Raw genomic sequence first — 24536 nt, 5'->3', positions numbered from 1 at the left:
ACAGCTATTGTTTTATTCGATATACGAGGAAAACATTCCTTCTTCCTTGGAGAGTTTACCTATGAAGGACAAGGCAGCTAGCGTCTTTTGTAGTAAAATAGGGAGAGGGAGTGAATGAAAGTGAAAAATATAACATTTATCCATGCGGCTGATCTTCATTTGGGCGGCATGTTTTCTGGATTTCGGCATCTGCCGGATACCTTATATGAAAAGCTGAGAACGAGCAGTTATGAAGCATTAAGGAATTTGATTCAAACAGCGATAACGGAGAAAGTAGATTTTGTTATCCTGGCAGGGGATATTTATGATGGGAATGACCGCAGCCTTAAGGCACAGATTCAGTTCCAAAAGGCGATGGAGCAGTTGAATAAGGAAGGTATTCCTGTATATCTGATTCATGGCAATCATGACTTTCTTGAAGGAAACTATTTTAATCTGTCTCTTCCGCCTAATGTCCACATATTTGGACGAGAGGTAGAGGTTAAGGAGCATGTGAAGGAGGATGGGACATCGTCTATGCTTTACGGCTTCAGCTATGGACAGAGACATATAAAGGAAAGGATGATTGAAGGCTATATCAAGCAGCCATCAGGGGATTTTCATATCGGCCTCTTGCACGGCAATCTTGATGGGGAAACGGCCCATGGTAATTATGCTCCTTTCACGAAGATGGAGCTAGTGCAAAAGGGATTTGATTATTGGGCATTGGGACATATTCATAAACGGATGCTTGTTCTAAATGAGCCATATGCTGTATACCCTGGATGCCTCCAAGGCCGGAACAGGAAAGAGACAGGAGAGAAGGGGTTCTATCTTGTTCATTTATCTGAAACAGAAACGAAACTTGATTTCCGCCCAGCTTCTGTTCTGAATTGGCAGGAAGAGACGGTGGAAGCAAGCGGACTCGAGATGAATAGGCTTATTCAGCACATCAACGAGCGGAAGGAGCATTATCGTCAAGCGGGCAAGGACATCCTTCTTGAGTTGATTCTGGATGCTTCAAAGGCCAAGGAAGAAGACTGGCTTTATTCAGATATGGACGAATTGCTTGAAGCTGTGCAGGAGGGAGAGGAGGAAGAAACTCCGAGGGTTTGGATTCACACGATGAAGCTAATCCCGCCTGCTTGGATGGATGAGGGCACGGATGAAACTCAGAGCTTTTTAGCTGAGCTATTAGATGTTTCGGCAGATCTCGGCAAGGAACAATTCGAGGAGCTTATAGCCCCTCTTTTAACTCATTCGGCTGCAAGAAAGTATGTGAAAGGCTGGGATTACGCTTCACAGAAGGAAATTATCCTAGAGGCCAATATGGAATTGGTGAAGCGATTAAATAGCAGATAAGGAGACAGAAGACCGTTGATTATTAAGAAAATACATATATTTGGATACGGGAAATTCGAAAATTATCAACTAGATCTCTCCTCTGGAATCAATGTTCTTTATGGGGAGAATGAGGCAGGCAAGTCGACGATTTTTTCATTTATCCATGCCATGCTTTTCGGCTTTCCGCAGAGAAGTCAGAATGCCCCCTCCTATGAACCGAATGGAGGAGTGAAATACGGCGGCAGACTGACGGTTGAATGGCCGGCGAATGGAGAAATCACCATTGAGCGAATCAAACATACGCAGGGCAGTGAGTGCAAGCTATATCAAGGTGGTCAGTTCATCGGTCAGGAGGAGGAACTAAAGGAGCTACTTAAAGGAATTGACCGGGATTTCTATGAATCCATCTATTCCTTTAACTTAGATGGGATTAGAGAAATTTCCCGTCTAAATGAAGAGGAGCTTGGACGATACTTATTTTTTGCCGGCATGTCTGGAAGTGAACGATTGTGGGATTTGGAGAATGGTCTTCAAAAGCAAATGGAGCTCCTCTTTAAGCCGAGCGGTAAGAAGCCAGAGTTGAATCAGAAACTCGCAGAGATGAAAGAAAGCACGAGGCAATTGCAAAAGGCCAAGGAAAGAGAAAATGAGTATAATGAGTTCCTACATCATCAGGAAAGGCTTTCGAACGAAATTGCTGAACAGCGGACACGCTTGGAGAAAATAAGAAGCCATTTGATTCATTTAAAGGACTGGAGGCGCCTTTTGCCAAGCATTCAGGAACTTTCCGGCATTAACGGCAGGCTGAGTGAATTAAGGGAGAGGCCTTTTCCTGCCGGCGGAACGAAAAGGATGGAGACCATTGAAGCCGAACTGGTGGCGAAATCCGCCATGCTGAAAACGCAATCGACTAAATTATCTGCCTTGAAGGATGAAAGGCAAAAGCTTACCTATCAGGAGGACTGGCTTCTTAAGGAGGCTGAGGTCCAGCAAATGGAACGTCCTATAGAGCATTGCGAGTCACTGGAGGAAGAAATAAGAGCTAAATCAATTGAGCTAAAGCATTTAGATGCCCGTATGTATAAGCTGCAGGAAGAATTGCATATGAATTTAGAGGAGGAGACAATTGCCTCTCTTGATACGAGTGTTTTCCGTAAAGAGAAAATCAAGAAGCTGGAGCTTGAAATGAGCACCCTCAAGAAACGGAAAAGTGAACTGGATTTCCAATTTGAACAGGAGAAATTGAAGCTTGACCAAGTGGAAAAGACAATGAAGCTCTATGAAAGCAAGCTTTTGCCGGATGGGGAGAGAGCGAGGCTTGAAGAAAGGCGCAAGACCTTCAAAGAATCGTCCGACTCATACAATTTGGAGGAAGTGCGGGAAACACTTGAGCGATTGAAAAACCGGCGTGAGAAAATCTGGACAAAAGAACAGAAAATGAGGAAGAAACAAAAGCGATTTTCTAATCTCGCAGGTATTCTGCTTATTCTGACAGCCATCCTAACCATGTTCAGCGGGAAAGTACTGCTTGGTACCGGGATTGGACTCGGAGGAGTTCTGCTTATCTTCATTTGGAGGCAGTTCCTTGGCAGTTATACGAAATCTAGTGAGCTGGATGAAGAAATCCTCTTTTATGAGGAAAAGCTGGCAGGCTTTTCAAACCGTGTTCAAAGGCAAGGAGATAATGGTTTGACAGACAGACTTCTCATGGAGGATGCGGAGAACCGTTTGCAATATGAGAGGGAGAAATATCGGAAAGAACAGCAGGATGAAATTTTCGAAGGTTTAATCCAAGCATTTGAGAAGTGGGAACAGGAGAAGCAAGCCTGTGAAAGACGCTTAACCGTCCTTGGGGATGAATGGTTCATTCCGCGGGAGATTTCGAAGTCTATGCTCTCTGAGGCATTGGACCGTCTTGAAAGCATGAAGGATATTATTCTGGAGAAAAACAAGCTTCAATCCTCCATAGAGGAAAACCGTCAAGTGATTGTCGCCCTTAGCACTAAATTAAATAAGCTTGCTGAGGATTTTCATGTCAGCACTGAACAGTCAAGGAGAGAGATCTATCGTCAAATCAAGCAGAAAATGGATGAAGTCATCGGAGTAAGGAATGAAGCGAAACGTCTTAATGAACGGATTGCTGATTTGACGGAGGAGAAAGAGCCGCTTGAGGAAATATGCGAACATCTGGAGGCAGAGCAGGCAGCGCTGCTGAAGGAAGCGGGCTGCGAATCTATTACAAGCTTCTATCAGTTGGGCAAGGAATCCGAAGAACGAGAGCAGCTCGTAACAATAAGACGCCAATTAATGATTCAGCTTGGTGAATTCTCAGATAGTGAGCATTATTTGGATACAAGTGCTGCTAAGCTGGATGAGCAAATAGCGAGTGCCGAGGAGGATAGTTCGTCTGTTGAGCAGCAAATTGAGGCAGGCCTTCAAGAGCTTGCCAAGGTTCAATATGATATTAAGAGGCTTGAGGAAGATGGAACAGTGGAAGCCTTGCAATTCCATCATCAACAACTGCTTGAGGACTTTCAGGTACTGTCGCGGAAATGGGCGAAGCTTGCTGTGGCTAAAGGCATTCTTCAAGAGGCTATCACGAAATATAAGAATGAGCGCTTTCCCGCCATATTGGAGAAATCAAATGAACATCTGTATTATTTGACCAATGGCAAGTACGAAAGGCTTGTATTCTCAAATGAGGGGACAGGGCTGATGCTACAAGATAGCCAGGGAGAATACATTCCTGCCCGGGATCTGAGCAGAGGTACAGCAGAGCTTGCTTATGTATCAATTCGTCTTGCATTAGCTTTAACCATTGAAGGACGAAAGGATCTTCCGATTATGATGGATGACACATTCGTTAATTTCGATGATAGACGAACGGAGCGGGTTCTTTCCTTGCTGAAGCAAATTGGACAAGAGGAGCACCAGATTCTCTTTATGACTTGCCATCAAAAAATCAAGGAGCCGTTTACTTCACATGAAGTGATCTCCATAGGGTGATAAACAACGAAAACAGTTGCCTAGCATGCTATAATATAAAAGGAATAGACTGGGAGGGATTTAAGATGAAGGGAATTGCCCATTACGAGGTAGGAGATACAATCGATCTCCATTTATTCATAAAGAATGCGATCAAAGGTACAGCCAGCAACGGCAAACCTTTTTTATCATTAATATTCCAGGATAAAAGCGGGGAAATTGAAGCAAAGCTTTGGGATGTAAAACCTGAGGACGAACAAATTTATGTTCCGGAGGCAATCGTCCGCGTTACTGGAGATGTACAGAACTACAAAGGAAAGCTCCAGCTGCGCATTCGTGCCATCCGATTGAAATATGATAATGAAGCGGTTAATATCGGAGATCTGCTGCCAACAGCTCCAATTGGCAAGGATGAAATGGCTGATACCATTACGAAATACATATTTGAAATGACTAATCCGAATATCCAGCGCATTACTAGGCATCTGGTCAAGAAGTATTCAAAGGAATTTTTTGAATACCCGGCTGCGACGAAGAATCATCATGAATTCTTCTCTGGACTTGCCTATCATGTCGTCTCCATGCTGGATTTGGCTAAAGCCATTGCGGAGTTATACCCATCCTTGAATAAGGATTTGCTGTATGCAGGTGTCATCCTTCATGACCTTGGTAAGGTGATGGAATTGAGCGGGCCGATTGCCACAACTTATACAGTGGAAGGGAATTTGCTTGGTCATATCACCATCATGGTAAATGAAATCGGCAAGGTGGCCGAGGAACTCAATATACAGGGAGAAGAAATCCTTATACTGCAGCATATCGTGCTGAGTCATCATGGCAAGGCGGAATGGGGAAGCCCGAAACCGCCATTGGTGAAAGAGGCTGAAATCCTGCATCACATCGATAATTTGGATGCGAAGATGAATATGATGGATAGAGCGCTTGACCGCGTGAAACCGGGTGAATTCACTGAGCGCATCTTCCCGCTTGATAACCGCAGTCTCTATAAGCCATCCTTTAAATAAATACGGACGAAAGTTTTCCTCATAAGAGCGGATAAGCCGCATATAATGTTTGAAAAGGGCCTGTCCCTTAAGAAAGGGAGAATGTCTTCGTGCCATTTTTCATGTGGTTCATCGTCGCAGGAATTTTTGTCAGTGCTTATATGACCATCAAATCAATGAGAGAAGACAGAGAAATTGATGAAGCCTTCATAGAGGATGAGGGGAAGGTATACATCGAACGAATGGAAGAGGAAAAGAAGAAGCGCACATTAACAGATGAGGCAAATTAAAAAACTCGGCTGATCAGCCGAGTTTTTCTTTATTAAAAGGCGTCTTCCAAATCTTTATCCTTCACATCGATTTTTGCATCATCGATTACTTTTTGAATAGCTTCTTGGGCTTTTGTAGAGTCTAGTTTAGCGGTCTTAACGCTTCTCTCTACATCAGCTTTTGCATCTTCAAAGGAAGGACTGTCGTTTTTGACGCGATCTGTCACTTGAATGATATGGAAACCGTAATCTGATTGTACAGGGTCAGAGATCTCATCCACCTTCAATTTATAAGCTGCATCCTCAAAGGCAGGCACCATCTTGCCTACACCGAATTCACCAAGGTCTCCGCCTTGTTCTTTAGATGCCTCATCAGTGGAGTATTCTTTAGCCAAATCAGCAAATTTTTCGCCATTTTCAAGCTTTTTCTTTACTTCTTTCGCTGTTTTTTCATCTGCTACAAGGATGTGTCTGGCTTTAAGATTGACTGTATACTTGTTCTCATAATAATCCTTCAGCTCATCTTCTGTGACATCGACTGTTTCGAGAGCTGCTTTCTCTTGAGCAAGCTGATATTTAAGCTCTTCCTTGAAGGCTTTTTCATCTGCATAGCCGTTTTGAGCAAGAGCACTTTCGAAGTTCTCACCAAGGTTAGCCTTTGTTTCTTCAAGGCGTTTGTCGACTTCCTTGTCACTTACCTTATATTGATCGGTGAAGACCTTTTTGTAAACAAGCTCTTGAAGTACTTGGTCCCCATATTTGTCCTTCAATTCCTCATAGAATTCATCTTTCGTGATATTGCCTGATTTTGTTTCTGCGATTGTCTCATCAGAACCGACATTGTTGCAGGCACTGAGGCCGATAAGTGTCGATACGGATGCTACTGTGATTAACCATTTCTTCATCCCTTACACTCCTTTTAGCATATTGCCAAAACATCCCTTTATCTTTAACAAGCATAACTATACCACAATTCCTCTGCTAAAAAAAGGATAAGGAGGCTCATTTACCTTATAGGGCTTATGAGCATAAACAATCTTGACATACCATGCATAGGATATAGGGACAGGAAAAAAGACAGGCGGTTCATAAAGAATTGGTCTTGTCAAAAAAGTGAGCATATGAGTAATGTGCCCATTCCTTTCTTACCAAGCTTGAATAGGATAGGGTAGCAGCTCAAAAGGAGGTGTTATCATGGGTCAGAACTACGGAGGAGGATTTGCCTTCATCGTCGTACTTTTCATTTTGCTCGTGATTGTTGGTGCGTCTTGGATTTACTAAGAAGTAAACCAATCCATTGTGATTGAAAGGAGGATACAACAATGTCTGGAGGATATGGCGGAGGTTTCGCTTTATTGGTTGTTTTGTTTATCTTGTTGGTCATCATCGGGGCATCCTGGATTTGCTAATCAAAGATTTCCGGAAGAAGAAAGACGAGTGCTTAGGCATTCGTCTTTTATGCTGTATATAGTATTTCGAGATAAGTTGAAACTAGCAGGATCGTGATTAGGACATTGATTGTACGATAAAAACTATCCTGTTTTTCTTCTGGAATCTCTTTCTTTATACAGAAGCTGGTGGATAGCTTATTAATATAATACAAGAAAAAGAGAGCAAATAAGGAAAACCAAATAAGAATTATCATCCTGCTACCCCCCTTGGCGCTGTTATCTCTCTTACATTATCAAAAAATTGCCTACACTGCAAAGACTATGAGGATGAAAAACGGTTTATTATCAGTTCGAGGAAAAGGTTGGTTTATTTTCTTGTTGAGGAAAAATATGTGAAGAAATGAACAAGACGTTTTAAGGTAAAAGCGGATGTAAATTTAGGTCCGCTTTTATCGGGAATGCCCCTGTGTTATTGTATTGGTTCTTTTTCTGGATGTTCAATCTTTTCGAGAAAACCGTTCTCATCTGTAAATTCATGTTCAAGATTAGCAAAAGATTTTTCGAAAATATTCATGAAATCATCCCCGTAAATATTCTTAACGATGGCCATCATTTCCATCATATCCGGGAATTTACCGTATAGCTCCTTCAACGGTTGTGCTCCTAGATAAACAGAGTTCTTGGAGGAATCAAAGACTTTAACAATTTCAAGCAAAAGTTCGACCCCTTGATCTGTCAATTCAATATACGTATTCCGTTTGTCATTTTCCTTTTTGGAGAAACGAAGTAGTCCGCGTTCTTCAAGCTTCTTCGAGAAATTGAATGCGGTTGATACGTGCATAACTCCGAATTTCGCCACATCGGAAATGGAGGCTCCCTTTAAATGATAGGCAATCCAGAGAATATGGTGTTCATTAATATTCAAATTATAGGGCTTGATCCATTGCTGCCAGTCTTTTTCGATTGCTTTCCATAAAGCCTTGCTCAACTGTGCCACACGCTGAGTGAATAACATGGCTTCTTTCACTGAATTCAAATTTTCAGACATGATTCATTCACCTACTTTTCTTTTTTTCATTATTATCCTTATAAAATATTAAATAACAAAAAAGGTAATTTGCCAAATATTTAGAAACTTTTTCTACAAATTTCTATCAATTTTCCTCTATAATGTTTTATTTTGCCGGCGTTGGTGTAATAGCTGCTTCAAGTTCGTTAATGGCTGTTTCCACATCCTTGATTTGTACCTGTATCGCATCGGTATGCTGTTTTGCATCTGCATTCCATTCCTGGATCAATTCTTTTACATCCTTAATGAACATATTGACTTGTGCTTTACTCACGTTGGCGGCTGATATACAGTCATTTTTCAATTGGATGACCGCTTCTTGGACATCTTGAAGAAGGAGGACGGTCTCATCCTTTGTTTCCTTCAAATTTGAACGTACTTCCTTGCCGGATGCAGGGGTGCTAAGCAGTACACCAACTCCGGCTACGGCGAAACCAGATATGAATCCAATCGCTAAAGATTTTGCTTTCATTATTATTCACCCCAATTTATTCTTCCTTTTACAGATTTCTACATAAACATAAAAATCCCTTTAAAAAATAGTCCTTATATTAAACATTTCCTTTTTTTATATTATTTTAAACGTTAATTGTTATTTTCGGAAACTATTTTTGCCAAAAAATTCATGGTTTTTTTCATAAACTTGCCAAAATGGTCTTGGAATTAGCTTTCTCATATCAAAAACAAGCTGTGCATAATATGAGTAAAGAATGAATGAAGGAGGATAAATAATGTGGCGGCTCTTGTCTTATTACTCATTTTAATCAGTGCTTCTTTCGGTGTTATGCTTCATTCTGTTTATGTGATTGGAAAAGGAGGGGTGTATCCTTCAAAGAAAATTCTTAAGAAGAGATTGCAGCTAAGCGGGGGCGCCTTTCTGGCGGCAGCGGTCCTTTTATTGGCGACGTGGATCCTATAGAGGTGGGATGTACAGGGATTAAAAAAGGGTTCTTTTTCAAGTGTTGGGGTAGAGTCTTTTTGCTCTACTCCCTTATCCTAATGAATGACCGATGTTTTTATATTGATGGTGGAGGAGGATCCTCGCGCGGAATCGGGTGAAATTCCGATAGCCAAATCCATTCCGTTTCATCACCTTTGTTAAGTTGTTTAAGCCTTCCACAAACCCATTCGAGTAATTGAACTCGAAGCGATTTAAGATTTCTCTTTCCCAGTTTCGATACGTTTGGACTGTCTTGCTCAATTCAGGAATGCCACTCCCTTCTACCTTCTGATAGAACTGACGAAGTTCTTTCTGTGTCTCCAGAATCCCTTTTCCTCCATTTTCTTTTGCCTTATAAAACCAAGTATAAAAGGCCTCCTTGAGCTCATATGCTTTCTGGAGTTCAGGGGAAAAGCTGAAGTATCGCTGAAGAAGCCACTGGTCTTTCTCCGTTAATTTATGGGCGGCTTTATGAAAGATATAGCGGGCTTTCTTGCATTTCTTCCGGTCATATTCATGCCACCTGGCCTGTTCTCTCACTCGCACCCGATCCAGCGCCCAATTCATATATCGGACAAAGTGGAAGCTATCCGCCACAATGATGGGCCGCCCCAACGCCTCTTGAACTGCTCTCTTAAAGGCTAAACTCATATCCATGACAACCACTCGGACCTTCGCTCCGTGTTTACGCAGGTAATCCTTGATCGTATCCTTCCGGCGATTCGGAAGAATATCGATGGGCTCTCGTGTTTGGGCATCCGCAATGATAAGCTGAAACTTTTCCTTCCCGGTGTTCCCCTTGAATTCATCAATGGCGATCACTTCTGGCAAGGCAGCCGACCCCTTCATGGAGTCCGGGACAATGGCATCAAACCGGCGGATGATGGTACTGACGGATGTATGATATTGAGCGGCGATTTCGGTGAATGTCTTGGCTTTGACTGTACGTATCTGGACTTGTTGGTTCCATTCTTTTGAGAAGCGTTGATACCGATCGACAAACGGGTTCTGTTCGGCAAACCTCTTTCCACAAGGACAAACATACCGCCGTTTGCGGTATTGCAAAACCGTTGGTCGTTCCGCCATTTTAAGATGCCGAACGGACTGAATCCGATAATCATGGACTTTCTGCGTTTCCTCGCCACATCTTGGACAGGTATGCGGTGCCATGGGCATCTCAACGGTTATTTCAAAAACACCATTATCCTTCACCTCGGACTTTGTCACCCTTACACCTTCTAAACCCGGCAATGTTATGATAAAATTCAAGAGCACACATCTCCTTTTCGACTTGTTTCTGGACAATTCAAGTATAAGAAAAGTGCAGCATGTGTGCTCTATTTTTTATGTCCATTTTTTTGGACACCCCAACATTTAGTATAGAACCTAAAAAAGAGGATAACGGCTTCGTTATCCTCTGGGCATTATTTATGAAGTAATTACAGCATTGGTTCGTTTCAGAATACTTGATGCCATTGGATAAATAACAGCCATTGCAACGGTGTTAATGACAAGGGCAGGAAGAATTGCTCCGGCAGCCAATGTCAAAAATGGTCCAGGAAGGCCGACAAGTAAATAGGCTGATGTTAAGAAAATCGTTCCCGAGATCAGTGTGCCGACCAAGGTTAAGGATAGGCTGGCAACTGCGGGTTTAACAAATTTCGTAAGCAATTTATAGACTGCATAAATAATCAACGCTGTTATGATCTTATCAATGATATTGGGTATTTGTCCTCCTGGAAATGAGGTAGTCAAACCAGAAATAATTCCAGTGACTGCGCCTATTAATAGCGCATTCTTCAAGTCTGGCAGTAAAAAGATGCCGAGAAACATCATAAGAAGCATTAAGTCCGGCTTCATTCCAAAGACAAATCCAGGTACAATCGTGTGCAGAACGGCACCGATTCCGACTAGCAACGATAAAGTTACTAATGATTTCGTATTCATTTTTATCTCTCCTCTTCTAAGCTCAACTAACTATTTGCTTTTTCGGATGTGCTCTCTATGCCAGCCGCAAAAAGCTTACCCAGATTATAACATCATCACCAGAAAGAATACAGCCTAACTATTGATTTTTTTGAATTTTACCATAAAATCTGCCAAGGCCTGGCAATGCTCATGTGGAACGGCATTATAGATGGAGGCCCTGCAGCCGCCGACAGAACGATGACCGCCAAGCCCGATAAAGCCCTCATTGGCAGCCTCCTGAAGGAATTGCTTCGTCAATTCGTTTGTAGGCAGGGTGAAGGTGATATTCATATTCGACCGGCTGTCTTGGTCGGCATGTCCGGAATAAAAACCGTTACTTTCATCAATCGCATCATAAATCAGTTTGGCTTTCTGCTGGTTTTGCTGCTCTATCTGGGCCACGCCGCCCTTATCCTTAGCCCATTCTAATACTAAAGATAAAAGGTAAATGGCCAAGGTAGGCGGTGTATTATACAAGGAATTGGAGCCCGCATGAGTTTCATAAGAAAGCATCGTCGGCAAGCTGTCATCCTTTTGGATTAAATCTTTGCGGATGATGACCACCGTTACCCCGGATGGGCCGAGATTCTTCTGTGCCCCCGCATAGATAAGCCCGAACTGGGAAACATCTATTTTCTTGCTCAATATATCACTCGACATATCAGCGATAAGCGGAATCTGATCCGTCTTCGGATACTCCTTCCACTGCGTGCCGTATATCGTATTATTGCTCGTCAAGTGGACATAAGAGGTATTCTCTTTCCACTGAATATCGGAAAGCTGTGGAATGGCATGGTAACCGGATTCTTTCGTGGAAGCTGCTATCTCTATCGGACCGAGTTTTTTGGCTTCCTTCAAGGCCTTCTCAGACCACGAACCCGTAAGGATATAGCTTGCCCCGCGCTCCTGGTCAAGTAAATTCATCGGAATCATCGAAAACTGCAGGGAAGCTCCTCCTTGAAGGAACAGAATCTCGTAATCCGCAGGAATCTCCATCAGCTCTCTCAGCAGCCCGCTCGCTTTATCATGGACCCTGCTGTACTCCTTGCTGCGATGGCTCAGCTCCATAACAGACATCCGGCTCCCCTCGAAGTCAAGAAACTCCTTCTGTGCCTTCAATAACACTTCCTCAGGTAAAGCGGCCGGTCCCGCATTAAAATTAAACGCTCTAGCCATATGAAAACTCCCCTTCCTCATGCAATCTGTAACCTTATTGTTAAATCAAGGCGTGAATATGACAATTTTACTGAACAATCAAAGGAAAGTAAATGTATATTCTGATAATTTCGCCAATTGGACACGGAAGGGGGTAAAAGGGGGGTATCTGTAAGCGATGGACCACCCAGTGCTCGTGCAAAGGGTGGACATCGTCAGAGAAAGCCCACCCAAAACCCATAGAAAGGGGGGGAGGGTGGGAAAAGGGTGGGCATCGTCAAAGAAGGCCCACCCAAAACCCATGCAAAGGGGGTGAAGGGTGGACAAAGGGTGGTCCAAAGCCTGGCTCCATTAAACGATTCCAACCATAAAAAAGAAGCCCCCATCCAAGGAGGCTTCCCTGTCATCAGCTAATATGCTGACCGATTGAGCTGGCAATTTGTTTGAGCTCGTCTGGTGTATATTCGCTTGTATGGGTTTTCCAAACGGCACCGAAGCCGTCCCCTTCGCCGTAGCGCGGCAATAGATGGATGTGGAAGTGGAAGACGGATTGTCCGGCATGTTCGCCATTGTTGTTTAGGACGTTCATGCCAATTGGGTTGAATTCTTGTTTGATGGCGCGTGCGATTTTTGGTACGGCCTCAAATACATGGGCTGCGATTTCTGGTGTGAGCTCGTATACGTTTTCTTTATGTATTTTCGGGATGACGAGGGTATGTCCTTTAGTTACTTGGCTGATGTCTAAAAAGGCCATTACATGTTCATCTTCATAAACCTTGGAGGAAGGGATATCCCCGTTGATGATTTTGCAGAAAATGCAATCTGACATGGCTTTACACCCTTTCTTATCGTGTTTTTTTTAGTGTAGCACAATTGCTGAAGGGAAAAAAGGACAGGTGCATGAGCTGGAAAATAAAGAGGACGCAGCATGTGCTGCGCCCCCAATAGAGAGGAAGCTTATTCCTTTGACTGGTTTTCCAGACGCTTCTTGGTACGAGTCACCCCACATCGCTTTGAGTGAAGCGACTTTTGATACCTTAATGCCATGTTTCCAACGCTACCATCCCCTTATAATTTGGATAGTCAAATTTCAGGTACTATGGCCTTTGGCGAACACCTCATTTTTTTAGAAGTTATGACTGATCTACCTTAGGGTAAAGCCTACATTATCGCGAACAAACACCCCCGCTTACTGGTTAAGTGTATGTCGTTCCTCTCTGATAATAGATTGCCCGCTTTGACAGGATATATACAATCGGTGAGAGAAATTTTAAAAAAAGATTTCGGAGCGTCACTTTTGGTGAAGGATTTTTCCGTATGAAAGGCATATTTGTTACAATATAAGAAAGAAAAAGATAAAGGAGAATGACCGATGTCATTGCTTGAAATAAACCATGTTACGGGCGGATATACGAGAACGCCTGTCCTGAAGGATGTTAGCTTTGAGGTTAAACCAAATGAACTTGTGGCACTGATTGGATTAAATGGTGCCGGAAAGTCAACGATTATTAAGCATATTATTGGGTTAATGACCCCGCGTAAAGGCGATATCAAGATAAACGACAAGAAGTTTTCCGAGGATATGGAATCATATCGGAAGCAGTTCTCTTTCATTCCAGAGACACCGATTTTATATGAGGAGCTTACGCTTGAGGAGCATTTGCGTTTGACAGCGATGGCGTATGGACTTGATGAGAAGACGTTTGAAGAGCGTTCTGCGAAATTATTGAAGGAATACCGGATGGAGAAAAGGCTGAAGTGGTTCCCTGCTCATTTCTCGAAAGGGATGAAGCAGAAGGTCATGATTATGTGTGCCTTTCTAGTGGAGCCATCGCTTTATATTGTGGATGAGCCGTTTGTTGGTCTCGATCCGCTTGCGATTCAATCCTTGCTGGATATGATGGGGGATATGAAGGAGCAGGGAGCAGGGATCCTGATGTCTACGCATATATTGGCGACAGCGGAAAAATATTGTGATTCCTTTGTTATTCTTCATGAAGGAGAAGTTAGGGCTAAAGGAAATCTCGAGGAGCTTCGCCGCCAGTTTGATATGCCGGGAGCTTCGCTTGATGATATTTATTTGCAGCTGACAAAGGAAGATCGCCATGAAGATTGAGTCATTATGGAAGGAACGCTTTAATCATTTTTTAAAGGAGACCGGTAAATACTTAAAGTATATATTCAATGGCCATTTAGTGTTTGTGATGATTATTTTGATTGGCGGAGCGGGCTATTATTACAGTGAATGGGTTAAAACCTTAACACCAGATTTTCCGGCGCCGATTATTATGGCACTTATACTTGGTCTCGTCGTGACAATCAGTCCGCTCACAACCTTTTTCCGAGATCCGGATATTGTTTTTTTGCTGCCAATTGAGACAAGGCTTGATTCGTATGTGAAGAGATCCTATGTATTCAGTTTTGTCATGCAGTTATATGTTTTGCTTATCATTCAAGCTGTTTTGACCCCGATGTATATGCAGGTAATGGGGGGGCAGGCGCTTTCATTCTTAAGTCTTCTCATTGTTTTGCTTATCCTGAAGGCGGTTAACTTGGCAGGTCGCTGGTTTGTTCTGTATGACCGGGAGCCGTATGCTCCATATGTGGATACCTTTGTGCGCTTTGCTTTGAACGGTGTGTTAGTTTATTTGATTGTAAAGGGTGCGAATGTACTTCTCATTCTGCTTGTGTTTGCTGTATTAGTTGGCTTGTGCTTGTACTATGTGAAGTCCTCTAGAAATACAGTTCTTCAATGGGAAAGGCTGATTGAGCTTGAGAATGGTAGAATGGCCGCCTTTTACCGGATTGCCAATTTATTTACGGATGTGCCGAAGCTGCGTGAGAAAATAACGGAACGCAGATGGCTGTCTGCAATCATCCGGGTGCTTTCAGGCAGAACGAAGAATCCGTTCAGCTATTTATATGCCCGTACATTTGTGCGAGCAAATGATTATTTTGGTTTATATATGCGCTTATCCATCATCGCCTTTTTGGTTGTAGCCTTTGCCGATCTGGGCTGGGGCTCAGTGTTTGTCTCAGTGCTGTTTCTTTATATGACAGGTCTGCAATTGCTGCCGATCTGGCATCATCATGACCAGAAGATGACCATCGAGCTGTATCCATACAATCCTGCATACCGCAAGAAGGCGGTTATGGATTTATTGACCATCCTAATGGTGATTCAGTGCTTTTTCTTTGCCATTGGCATATTAATTGGAGGAAGCCTTCAATTGGCTGGGCTCTCACTTATTCTAGGTCTAGCAGTCATTGTCTTTTTCAGGATGTTTGCAAGCCGTAAAATGCAGGAATAAGGGGAACTTCATTCGTGGGCTTCATCCACGCTGTTTGTTAGTAGAACCAACATTGCCTCGATATGTCTAGGGATGAAAAGGAGGAAGATGGATGTCTGACTCATATGAACGGAAGGTTATGCAAGACTTGGCCATTTGGGAGAAGAAACTTCTGGCGAAACCGAGCAGGATGGAACGGATGTCAAAGAATGCCCAGAATTTCATTAGTGCGAAGCTGCCAAAGAAGATAAATGATGCCTTCCGTCTTTCGGTTAAAGGAATGGTAGAGGGTGTGCTTGCGGGTTCTTCCTATGTGCCGAAAAAGGAGTACGGCCATGATACGCTTGCTGAGATGGATGAGGCCGCGGAGCGTACACTTGAGGCTTATCGAAGGACAGCTGTTGTCGAAGGTGCCGGTACAGGCTTTGGCGGAGGAGTTATTGCATTGGCCGATTTTCCGCTGCTTCTGTCTATCAAGGTGAATTATTTATATGCTTTGAGCAGGATTTATGGCTATAACCCGAAGGAATTAAGTGAACGGATTTTTATTCTGCTAGTCTTCCAGCTTGCCTTTTCATCTGTGGAGAAAAAGAAGGAGTTTCTTCCGATTATCCTAAATTGGGAGAAGGAAAAGGAGCAGTACGAGAATATTGATTGGGATAGCTTCCAGCAGGAGTATAGGGATGCGATTGACTTTGTCAAAATGTTTCAGCTTATCCCAGGCTTTGGCGCAGCAGTTGGCGCATATGCGAACCATCAGCTTCTGGACCAGCTTGGTGAAACGGCCCAAAATGCCTTTCGTATAAGAGTGATAGGAGAAGGAGGAGCTTAAAGGCTCCTCCTTCTTGCATTCTTATTAAAAATAGCGCCATTCCTGAAAGCCGATTGCGGCATAGCCTAGTGTTTTAGCGGCAATCAGCATTGCCTCTTCATTAAAGTCAAACATTGGGTGGTGATGAGGATACGGATAATCCGTATTTGACGGCGCTGCTCCTGTCAGGAAGAGTGCTCCCCGTACGGCCTCTAAATAATAGGAGAAATCCTCCCCAATCATGAGCGGGTCCAATGGGCGGACGTGCTGGAACCCGACTACATCCTCTGCCTTGCTGATGAGATAATCTGTTTCCTTTTCATGGTTGACGGTCGGCGGGTAACCTCTGAAGTAACGGAATTCATAATCACAATCATGTGCAGTGCATGCCCCCTTGATGATTCGCTCCATCTCCTCGATGATGAAGTCCTGCAGCTCTGTCGAAAAGGTTCGTACAGTTCCTTCTAGATATGCTTCGCTCGGAATGATATTAAAGGCATTTCCTGCGTTGAACTGTCCGACAGAGACGACAGCTGAATCCATCGGGTTGATTTTTCTGCTTGTGATCAGTTGTAGAAGTGATACGATTTCCGTTCCTATGACGAGTGCATCCTTGGTGGTATGCGGCTCTGCCCCATGACCGCCCTTTCCCTTAATGGTAATTTGGAATCTGTCAGCCGCAGCGGTGACGGGACCAGGGCTGCAATAAATCTCACCGGTAGGATAAGGAGCCCACAAATGGGTGCCAAATATCGCGTCTACTCCATCGAGGCAACCATCCTCAATCATCGGTTTGGCGCCTCCAGGAGCCAATTCCTCTGCATGCTGGTGTATGAATACATAATTGCCAGTGAGTTGATTTTCCATTTCCTTTAATGCTTTGGCAAGAACGAGCAGCAGAGCAGTATGTCCATCATGTCCACAGGCATGCATCACGCCTTTTACAGTTGAACGATATGGGACCTGCTTTTCATCCTGAATGGGCAGTGCGTCAAAGTCGGCGCGCAGTGCAACAGTCCGTCCGGGCTGTTTTCCCTCAATTGTGGCTACGATTCCTCCGCCGCCTACACCTGTGCGAACAGGTATGTTCAGCTTTTTGTAATATGTTTGGATAAATTGAACAGTCTTCCTCTCCTGGAAGGAAAGCTCTGGGTTCATGTGAAGGTGACGGCGGATGGAAATCATTTCGTCATAATACTGCTCGAGTTTTTGATTAAGAATCTCTTCCATTTTCCTTCCTCCCTTAACGTGCATCTTACTACCTTATTCACAGATTTTACCATTTTTAAACTATCTACAGCTCTCATCTGGAAATGACTAAATATACGGAACTGAATACGCTCATTATAGCAGAAGCTCCTGTTATAAAGGAGATTTGTTCCATTTTGGGCATGAAAAAGGAAGCTCCATGAATCGGAAGCTTCCTTTCTTTGTCTAATCCTTATCTTTATCCTTGTAGGCATGCAAGGTAGTTGTGTACGGTTTTCCTGTAAAAAGGACTTGGGTGTTAAAGAGGCTTTCCAATTTCTTATTTGTGAAGATTTTAGCCTGGTCAAATCGTGCGTAATCCTGCTCTTTCGACCAGTTAGTCAAAACCACATAGGAGTCAGATGAAATCGGACGAAGCAATCGGTAGGCACGGAGACCAGGCTGTTCGGGGATATGTTGGGCCGCCTTCTTTAAATCTTGCTCAAAGGAAGGGCGGTCCTCCGGTGAGACAGGGATATAGTGCAAGGAGAAGAAGCCCTCCTGCTTTAATTGTCCAGACTGTTCAATGACTTCAAATGTACGAGGGGATTGAAAGAAGCTTTTCCCGCTGCTTTCATGAAGAAGCATGGATGTGCTCGGGTTATTTAATATGATCGTCTTGGAGGATGAATGCTTTTGTTGAATGATTTTCAAAAATGACAATGTACCTGACGTAATATAGAAGTTCATCGTTTGCCCCCTGTTTAAATATTTTAGTATAATGGAGTCGCAATTGAGAATAGTTGGTCTCGCTACGTTATTTTGGATATTTTACCTCCGTAAATATCCTCATAAACTGTGAGAGTAAATGATAGATAGAATAAATAAGACGATTTAATGACAGTTCGACAGGTTTCATATACAACTTGAATATGAAAGGATATAGTTGTTATTGATGCCTAATTCTAACAATGTGTATACGAAAATTAAATAGAATGAAGATGACGAAAGGTGGAACAGCATTTGGCGAAAAAATTCAATGATACCTTCCTTAAAGCTGCCCGGAACGAAAAGGTTGATTACACGCCGGTCTGGTATATGAGACAGGCTGGTCGCTCACAGCCGGAATATAGGAAGATCAAGGAGAAGTACTCTTTATTTGAAATAACCCATCAGCCTGAATTGGCCGCTTATGTAACAAGACTCCCAGTTGAACAATATGATGTGGACGCTGCCATCCTCTATAAGGATATCATGAGTCCTCTCCCTGGGATAGGTGTTCAAGTTGATATTAAATCAGGCATTGGTCCTGTTATCTCCAACCCTATCAGAACCCTTGGGGATGTAGAAAGACTCGGGGAATTGAACCCGGAGGAACATATTCCTTATATCCTTGAAACAATCAAATTGTTGACAGAGGAACAATTGAACGTTCCGTTAATCGGATTCTCTGGAGCCCCGTTCACCATTGCCAGTTATATGGTTGAGGGAGGACCGTCCAAGAACTATACGAAAACAAAAGCGCTTATGTATGGAGATCCAAAAGCATGGTTTATGTTAATGGACAAGCTTGCCGACATGATCATTGTTTACGTGAAGGCTCAAATCAAAGCCGGTGCCAGAGCTATTCAAATTTTTGATTCCTGGGTCGGTGCACTAAATGTACAGGATTATCACTATTATATTAAGCCAATCATGACAAGAATATTCACAGAATTGAGAGAAGAAAATGTCCCGTTGATTATGTTTGGAGTTGGAGCCTCTCATCTTGCACTTGAATGGAATTCCTTGCCTCTTGATGTCGTAGGACTAGACTGGAGGCTGTCGATACCAGAGGCACGAGAACTTGGAGTAGATAAGGTTGTTCAAGGAAATCTTGACCCAGCCCTATTGAAGGCCCCGTGGGATGTAATCGAGAAGAAAGCAAGCGAGATTATTGACCAAGGGATTCAGCATCCAGGACATATCTTTAACCTTGGACACGGAGTATTCCCAAGTGTTGACCCAGATGTATTAAAGAGACTCACCGCTTTCATCCATGAGTATTCTGCAAGAATGAAATAATGATAAAGGGGATTCGTATAATGTCTGAACGCAAACAAGTCGGCCTATTAGTCATGGCCTATGGAACACCTTATAAAGAAGAAGATATTGAACGTTATTATACACATATCCGTCATGGCAGAAAGCCGTCAGAGGAAAGCCTTGAGGATTTGAAATCAAGATATGTTGCTATTGGCGGACTTTCTCCACTAGCAAAGACGACTGAAGAACAAACTGCTGCCCTTGAGAAAGCCATGAATGAAGCACAGGATGAGGTAGAATATGTTGCCTATATTGGTTTGAAGCATATTGAACCCTTCATTGAGGATGCTGTGAAGAAAATGCATAATGATGGCATTACAGAGGCAGTTAGTATTGTACTGGCACCTCATTATTCCACATTCAGCATTAAGTCTTATAATGGACGTGCCAAAGAAGAGGCAGCTAAATATGGAATCAACATTTCCTCTGTTGAAAGCTGGTATACACAGCCTAAATTTGTTCAGTATTGGGTAGATAAGGTGAAAGAAACATTTGCCCAAATGCCTGAAGAAGAAAGAGCAAATGCAGCCTTAATCGTTTCTGCCCATAGCTTACCTGAGAAAATTATCAGTATGGGCGATCCATATGCTGATCAATTGGCTGAAACAGCTAAATTAATTGCTGAAGGAGCAGGTGTGGAGAATTATGCGGTCGGCTGGCAAAGTGCCGGACAAACACCCGAGCCTTGGCTTGGTCCAGATGTACAGGATTTAACAAGGGATTTGCATGAAGAAAAAGGCTATAAAGCTTTTGTCTATACGCCGGTAGGATTTGTGGCTGAGCATTTGGAAGTTCTGTATGACAATGATTATGAGTGCAAGGTCGTAACGGATGAGGTTGGTGCCGCATACTACCGTCCAGCCATGCCAAACACTGATCCATTGTTTGTGCAAGCCATGGTAGATGCTATTGCTGAATTAACGGTACGCAAGTAATCATTTCGGAAAAGAGAAGGGGATACAGGTGGACTCAAACAACCAACAGATAGCAATCATTGGCGGAGGACTGACAGGATTGGCGGCAGCCTTTTATCTGCAAAGGAAAATCGAAGAAGAGCATCTGCCGTATCGCGTGGTTCTAATAGAGAGCTCTGATCGTCTTGGCGGTAAGATGCAGACGGTTGAAAGAGATGGTTTCGTCATCGAACGGGGCCCGGATTCCTTTTTAGCCCGCAAGAAAAGTATGACACAGTTAGCCAAGGATGTCGGGATAGAAGGGACCATTGTTCCGAATTCAACCGGGCAATCTTATATCTTGATTGATGATGAGCTTCTTCCAATTCCAGGCGGAGCTGTGATGGGTATCCCGACTGAAATCAGCCCCTTCATCAAAAGCCGCCTATTCTCACCAGCTGGGAAGGTGAGAGCTGCAATGGATCTTGTTCTGCCGCGTTCAAAGGAAACTGGTGATCAGCCTCTCGGTCCTTTCCTGAGAAGGAGGCTTGGTGATGAGGTAGTAGAAAACCTTGTTGAGCCGCTCATGTCGGGTATTTATGCAGGGGATCTCGACCAATTGAGCATCTTATCAACATTTCCTGATATGCTGGAAACCGAGCAAAAGCATCGGAGCCTTATCCTTGGAACGAAGAAGAACCGCTCGAGGAAGGAAGCTCCAAAGACAGAGAAGGATGTCAAGAAGACAGATCACCGGATCGGGATGTTCCGTACATTCGAAAAAGGCCTTCAATCACTCATTAATGCGATTGAAGCTCAGCTTCCGCCTGAGATGGTGCGTAAGAATCTCGCGGTTGAGAGTGTAACGAAGCAAGCTCAAGGATATACCATTGAATTGAGCAATGGGGAATTCATGCAGGCAGCTGCCATGATTGTAACAACGCCGCATCAAGCTATCCCGCACATGTTTCCCGATTATTCATTCTTCAAGCCGTTTCAGCATATGCCGTCGACATCAGTTGCAACTGTGTCACTCGCATTTGATGAGCAGGCAGTTAAGCAGGACATTAACGGGACAGGATTTGTTGTCTCGCGCAATAGCCCTTGCCGCATAACGGCTTGCACGTGGACACATAAAAAGTGGCCGCATTCTACTCCAAAAGGCAAGGTACTTCTCCGCTGCTATGTCGGCAGACCAGGCGATGAAGGGGTTGTTGACCTGTCCGATGAGGAAATTGTTCAGCTTGTTCTGAAGGATTTGAACCATATTATGAATATTACAGAAGAACCGCAATTCTCGGTGGTGAGCCGCTGGAGAGAGGCAATGCCGCAATACAAAGTCGGGCATATTTCTACTCTCAGAAAGGTTGAGAGCTTGATGAACGTAGAGCTTCCTGGCGTTTATTTAGCAGGAGCCTCTCATAAAGGGGTAGGCATGCCGGATTGTATTGATCAAGGTGTCGCTGCTGTTGGGAAGGTTCTTAATCATATGAAACAACAAGCCAATGTTGAAAAAGAATTGGCCAGCATGAGCTAAACAGATGGAGAGATGTCATGAACCCGCTAAATAGATGGGTTTCACGGCATCTTTTTTTCGTTAGAAATGCATTCTTCAATCGCTGTAAAGTTAACAAAAAAATGTAATTTTAACACATGCATTGACAGTGAGAATCATTATCAATAATCTTAATATAGTAATTAGTTACATAGTGTAGGTGGGTGACAAATGGTGTTGATGATGATTCATAAACTTGGATTGATGCTGGCCATCATATTTGGTTCCGTTTATTTAGCTAAACGTACGGAGCCCCTCAAATGGCTTCATCGAATCTTTGGTTTATTAACGATTGTAAGTTTTATTGTATATATTATTGTGAAAAATTTCACGAATTCTGGTTATATCTTATATGCTTTGCTGTTACTGGCGGCAAGCTTAATTCCTTATTTGTATAAGAGAAGGGCTAAAACGGCTGTGCACTTAAGTCTAGTGGCAGCGTCTATCGTTTGGCTTGTGCTGATTCATGTAGTTTAGGAGAGGTGAAAACCGAGATGAAAAAGAAAGTATTCTTCCTATTAGGGTGGCTTTTTACTGGGTTGGGCTTGATTGGTGTCGTACTGCCGTTGCTGCCAACGACTCCGTTTATTCTGTTGGCTGCTGCCCTTTTCGCAAAGAGCTCAGAGCGCTGTGAACGCTGGCTCAAACAATCAAGTGTTTATAAAAGATATGCGGTGCCGTTTCTCGAGGCAGGCGGCTTGAGTTTGAAGAAGAAGGTCGAACTGCTTATGACCGTCTATGCCCTGCTGCTGTTGAGCGGTATAGTGATAGCCAATACACATGTACGGATTTTCTTGGCTGTACTGGCGATTGTAAAGCTCATTGTTATCTGCCGCATGCCGACGATTGATAAGAAAAAGGATATGGTGAATTTATGATTCAAAAGGAAATGCTGCAATTCGCGAAAAAATATAAAGTATTTCATATTGTCCTCTGGATAACCGTTCTGCAAATCATCAATCTTTGTGTAAATATTTTGCTCGCCTTTCAAATTGCCAGTGTGCTCAGTGACTTGATGTTTGCGGAAGAATGGACAATAACAGGAAAATTCACAGGTCTCATTGCCTTTTTATTAGTAGTGAAGGCCGTTTGCCATTACATTTCGACTTATTTGACCCATTATACTTCCCATCAGTTGAAATATGTGATTCGAAGGGACTTGTTCAAAAATGTGCTGTCTTTAAAGCCAGCGCAAGTAACGAAGCTTGAAATCAGTAAAATCAGTCAGCTGAGTGTGGAAGGAATCGAGAATATTGAGGTCTACTACAGCCGCTATCTCCCTCAGTTTGCATACAGTATTCTTGCTCCGATGATTTTGTTTGTTCCTTTATCAGCCGTCAGCTGGAAGATTGCCCTAGTCTTGATGATCAGCGTCTATCTCATCCCTGTTGCTATCGTTGCTGGGGTGAAGATTGGCAAGAAAGTGTTTCGTACCTATTGGAATAAGTATTTAAATGTCGGAAAGCGATTTGTTGAAGGCGTGCAAGGTCTGCATATATTGAAAATGTATGAGGGGGACCGGGAATATCAACAAATGATGGACCGGGAGTCAGAGGATTTCCGTCGGATGACGATGCGGGTGCTGACGATGCAGCTGCAATCCATTACTATTATGGATCTAATCGCATATGGCGGTACGGCAATTGGAATCGCGCTGTCTGTGGGCAGTTACCAAAACGGGAACATTTCCTTCTTAGGCTTTGTCTGTTTTGCTTTGCTTGCAGTTGAATTCTTCCTGCCGATGCGATTACTCGGCTCTTACTTTCATGTGGGCTTGAATGGCGTAAGTGCGATGGAGGAATTGCAGCATCTTATTCAATTGCCGGTGGAAAATGAAAAGGCAGCTGTATGCACAGATATAGAGGGAAGCATGATGGTCCAGCAGCTATCCTACACCTATCCGCAATCATCAAGTACGATAAAAATGGACTTCCTTGTCCTTAAAAAAGGGCATTTAACTGGATTTGCCGGGGTATCTGGTTCAGGGAAAACGACCCTCAGTCATTTGCTGCAGCGTTTCATTGAGCCGGATGAGGGAGCTGTATTCCTAGGCTCTGCCAATCTTGCAGAGCTGTCCACTGAAGTCATTCATCAGTATATCGGCAGCGTTGCCAGCCAGTCGCATCTCTTTGAAGGGACTATTCTTTCCAATCTGCAAATGGCTAAGGATTCATTGACAGAGGAAGAAGCCAATGACATGCTGGCTTTTGTCCGATTGCCAGAATTCCAAGGTAGATTAGAGAAGCCTGTTCTCAGTGAAGGAGCGAACCTCTCAAGCGGGCAAAAGCAAAAGCTTGCGGTAGCCCGAATGCTCCTGCAAGACCCTGAGGTCATGATCTTTGACGAAGCAACAGCCAATATGGACCAGCAGAGTGAGAGGGAGATTATGGAAACCATCGCTCTGCTGAAAGAGAAGGGCAAGACGGTCATTGTCATTACCCATCATCTTCAAAATCTTGTACAGGCAGACTCCATTTTCGTCATGGAGAATGGAGAGGTTGCTGAACAGGGCACCCATCAGGTGCTTCTTCAAAAAGGCGGGGTATATGCTGGCCTATGGGAAGAACAGCAATCATTAAATACACTTCGTGATAATGTAGGAGCGTAGAG

General features: G+C 43.4%; 26 protein-coding genes. 16 read left to right on the top strand and 10 right to left on the bottom strand.

What is annotated here, in order from left to right:
* Positions 1 to 114 precede the first annotated feature (114 nt).
* From AC622_RS15595 to AC622_RS15580, 4 genes are all read left to right on the top strand, one after another.
* Positions 115 to 1341 (top strand): metallophosphoesterase family protein, encoded by a 1227-nt coding sequence (locus tag AC622_RS15595; protein WP_049671910.1) that lies wholly within the window; start codon positions 115 to 117, stop codon positions 1339 to 1341.
* Between the two features lie 15 nt (positions 1342 to 1356).
* Positions 1357 to 4329, top strand: a complete 2973-nt coding sequence (locus AC622_RS15590) for an ATP-binding protein (protein ID WP_049671909.1) — start codon at positions 1357 to 1359, stop codon at positions 4327 to 4329.
* Between the two features lie 65 nt (positions 4330 to 4394).
* A complete protein-coding gene (gene yhaM / locus AC622_RS15585; protein ID WP_049671908.1) occupies positions 4395 to 5333 on the top strand; it encodes a 3'-5' exoribonuclease YhaM in 939 nt (312 codons plus the stop codon).
* 89 nt (positions 5334 to 5422) lie between these two features.
* Entirely contained in the window at positions 5423 to 5602 is a 180-nt protein-coding gene (locus tag AC622_RS15580) for a sporulation YhaL family protein (protein WP_049671907.1), read from the top strand.
* 32 nt (positions 5603 to 5634) lie between these two features.
* Here AC622_RS15580 and AC622_RS15575 read toward each other — a convergent pair whose 3' ends face one another.
* Complete coding sequence (locus AC622_RS15575) at positions 5635 to 6486, bottom strand: peptidylprolyl isomerase (protein ID WP_049671906.1); 852 nt, start codon at positions 6484 to 6486, stop codon at positions 5635 to 5637.
* Between the two features lie 289 nt (positions 6487 to 6775).
* On the opposite strand from AC622_RS15575, the gene AC622_RS15570 reads away from it, so the two are divergent.
* Together AC622_RS15570 and AC622_RS15565 are read left to right on the top strand one after the other, a co-directional pair.
* The gene (locus AC622_RS15570) at positions 6776 to 6862 is read left to right on the top strand and encodes a YjcZ family sporulation protein (RefSeq protein WP_049671905.1); all 87 of its coding nucleotides are present in this window, start codon (positions 6776 to 6778) and stop codon (positions 6860 to 6862) included.
* A gap of 41 nt (positions 6863 to 6903) precedes the next feature.
* Entirely contained in the window at positions 6904 to 6990 is an 87-nt protein-coding gene (locus tag AC622_RS15565; RefSeq protein ID WP_049671904.1) for a YjcZ family sporulation protein, read from the top strand.
* 47 nt (positions 6991 to 7037) lie between these two features.
* On the opposite strand, the gene AC622_RS15560 is transcribed toward AC622_RS15565, so the two are convergent.
* From AC622_RS15560 to AC622_RS15550, 3 genes are all read right to left on the bottom strand, one after another.
* Entirely contained in the window at positions 7038 to 7226 is a 189-nt protein-coding gene (locus AC622_RS15560) for a hypothetical protein (protein WP_439802968.1), read from the bottom strand.
* Positions 7227 to 7441: 215 nt separating this feature from the next.
* Complete coding sequence (locus tag AC622_RS15555; protein ID WP_049671903.1) at positions 7442 to 8020, bottom strand: HTH-type transcriptional regulator Hpr; 579 nt, start codon at positions 8018 to 8020, stop codon at positions 7442 to 7444.
* Positions 8021 to 8147: 127 nt separating this feature from the next.
* Entirely contained in the window at positions 8148 to 8513 is a 366-nt protein-coding gene (locus AC622_RS15550; RefSeq protein WP_049671902.1) for a YtxH domain-containing protein, read from the bottom strand.
* A gap of 261 nt (positions 8514 to 8774) precedes the next feature.
* On the opposite strand from AC622_RS15550, the gene AC622_RS15545 reads away from it, so the two are divergent.
* Positions 8775 to 8960, top strand: coding sequence for a hypothetical protein (locus AC622_RS15545; RefSeq protein ID WP_049671901.1), 186 nt, complete (start codon positions 8775 to 8777; stop codon positions 8958 to 8960).
* 72 nt (positions 8961 to 9032) lie between these two features.
* On the opposite strand, the gene AC622_RS15540 is transcribed toward AC622_RS15545, so the two are convergent.
* The 4 genes from AC622_RS15540 to AC622_RS15525 form a co-directional block, all read right to left on the bottom strand.
* The gene (locus AC622_RS15540; RefSeq protein WP_049671900.1) at positions 9033 to 10250 is read right to left on the bottom strand and encodes an ISL3 family transposase; all 1218 of its coding nucleotides are present in this window, start codon (positions 10248 to 10250) and stop codon (positions 9033 to 9035) included.
* Positions 10251 to 10409: 159 nt separating this feature from the next.
* On the bottom strand, positions 10410 to 10928 hold the full coding sequence (locus AC622_RS15535; RefSeq protein ID WP_049671899.1) for a tryptophan transporter: 519 nt from the start codon (positions 10926 to 10928) through the stop codon (positions 10410 to 10412).
* Between the two features lie 114 nt (positions 10929 to 11042).
* Positions 11043 to 12125, bottom strand: a complete 1083-nt coding sequence (gene serC, locus AC622_RS15530; protein WP_049671898.1) for a 3-phosphoserine/phosphohydroxythreonine transaminase — start codon at positions 12123 to 12125, stop codon at positions 11043 to 11045.
* A gap of 385 nt (positions 12126 to 12510) precedes the next feature.
* Positions 12511 to 12933: an HIT family protein gene (locus AC622_RS15525; protein ID WP_049671897.1), complete on the bottom strand. Its 423-nt coding sequence runs from the start codon at positions 12931 to 12933 to the stop codon at positions 12511 to 12513.
* Positions 12934 to 13476: 543 nt separating this feature from the next.
* Between AC622_RS15525 and AC622_RS15520 the strand changes: the two genes are divergently transcribed.
* From AC622_RS15520 to AC622_RS15510, 3 genes are all read left to right on the top strand, one after another.
* Complete coding sequence (locus AC622_RS15520) at positions 13477 to 14220, top strand: ABC transporter ATP-binding protein (protein WP_049671896.1); 744 nt, start codon at positions 13477 to 13479, stop codon at positions 14218 to 14220.
* Positions 14210 to 15415: an ABC transporter permease gene (locus AC622_RS15515; protein WP_049671895.1), complete on the top strand. Its 1206-nt coding sequence runs from the start codon at positions 14210 to 14212 to the stop codon at positions 15413 to 15415. The genes AC622_RS15520 and AC622_RS15515 overlap by 11 nt, the downstream gene beginning before the upstream one ends.
* Before the next feature lie 91 nt (positions 15416 to 15506).
* Positions 15507 to 16226, top strand: coding sequence for an EcsC family protein (locus AC622_RS15510; protein WP_049671894.1), 720 nt, complete (start codon positions 15507 to 15509; stop codon positions 16224 to 16226).
* A 24-nt stretch (positions 16227 to 16250) separates the two neighbouring features.
* Here the strand turns inward: AC622_RS15510 and AC622_RS15505 are convergent, their stop codons facing one another.
* A complete protein-coding gene (locus AC622_RS15505) occupies positions 16251 to 17435 on the bottom strand; it encodes an amidohydrolase (protein WP_049671893.1) in 1185 nt (394 codons plus the stop codon).
* 204 nt (positions 17436 to 17639) lie between these two features.
* Entirely contained in the window at positions 17640 to 18143 is a 504-nt protein-coding gene (locus AC622_RS15500) for an antibiotic biosynthesis monooxygenase family protein (protein ID WP_049671892.1), read from the bottom strand.
* Positions 18144 to 18416: 273 nt separating this feature from the next.
* On the opposite strand from AC622_RS15500, the gene hemE reads away from it, so the two are divergent.
* From hemE to AC622_RS15470, 6 genes are all read left to right on the top strand, one after another.
* Positions 18417 to 19457 carry a uroporphyrinogen decarboxylase gene (gene hemE / locus AC622_RS15495; protein ID WP_049671891.1) on the top strand — a complete coding sequence of 347 codons (1041 nt, stop codon included), beginning with the start codon at positions 18417 to 18419 and terminating at the stop codon, positions 19455 to 19457.
* A 20-nt stretch (positions 19458 to 19477) separates the two neighbouring features.
* Positions 19478 to 20413 carry a ferrochelatase gene (gene hemH, locus AC622_RS15490; RefSeq protein WP_049671890.1) on the top strand — a complete coding sequence of 312 codons (936 nt, stop codon included), beginning with the start codon at positions 19478 to 19480 and terminating at the stop codon, positions 20411 to 20413.
* 28 nt (positions 20414 to 20441) lie between these two features.
* Complete coding sequence (gene hemY / locus AC622_RS15485; protein ID WP_049671889.1) at positions 20442 to 21908, top strand: protoporphyrinogen oxidase; 1467 nt, start codon at positions 20442 to 20444, stop codon at positions 21906 to 21908.
* Between the two features lie 189 nt (positions 21909 to 22097).
* Positions 22098 to 22403: a hypothetical protein gene (locus AC622_RS15480; protein ID WP_049671888.1), complete on the top strand. Its 306-nt coding sequence runs from the start codon at positions 22098 to 22100 to the stop codon at positions 22401 to 22403.
* 17 nt (positions 22404 to 22420) lie between these two features.
* Positions 22421 to 22804, top strand: coding sequence for a YbaN family protein (locus AC622_RS15475; protein ID WP_049671887.1), 384 nt, complete (start codon positions 22421 to 22423; stop codon positions 22802 to 22804).
* Positions 22801 to 24534, top strand: coding sequence for an ABC transporter ATP-binding protein/permease (locus tag AC622_RS15470; protein WP_049671886.1), 1734 nt, complete (start codon positions 22801 to 22803; stop codon positions 24532 to 24534). The genes AC622_RS15475 and AC622_RS15470 overlap by 4 nt, the downstream gene beginning before the upstream one ends.
* Positions 24535 to 24536 lie beyond the last annotated feature (2 nt).

This window comes from Bacillus sp. FJAT-27916, assembly GCF_001183965.1.
Taxonomy (GTDB): Bacteria; Bacillota; Bacilli; order Bacillales; family Pradoshiaceae; genus Pradoshia.
The sequence above is the reverse complement of the archived record's forward strand: the minus strand, read 5'-3'. Positions and strand labels throughout refer to the sequence as shown.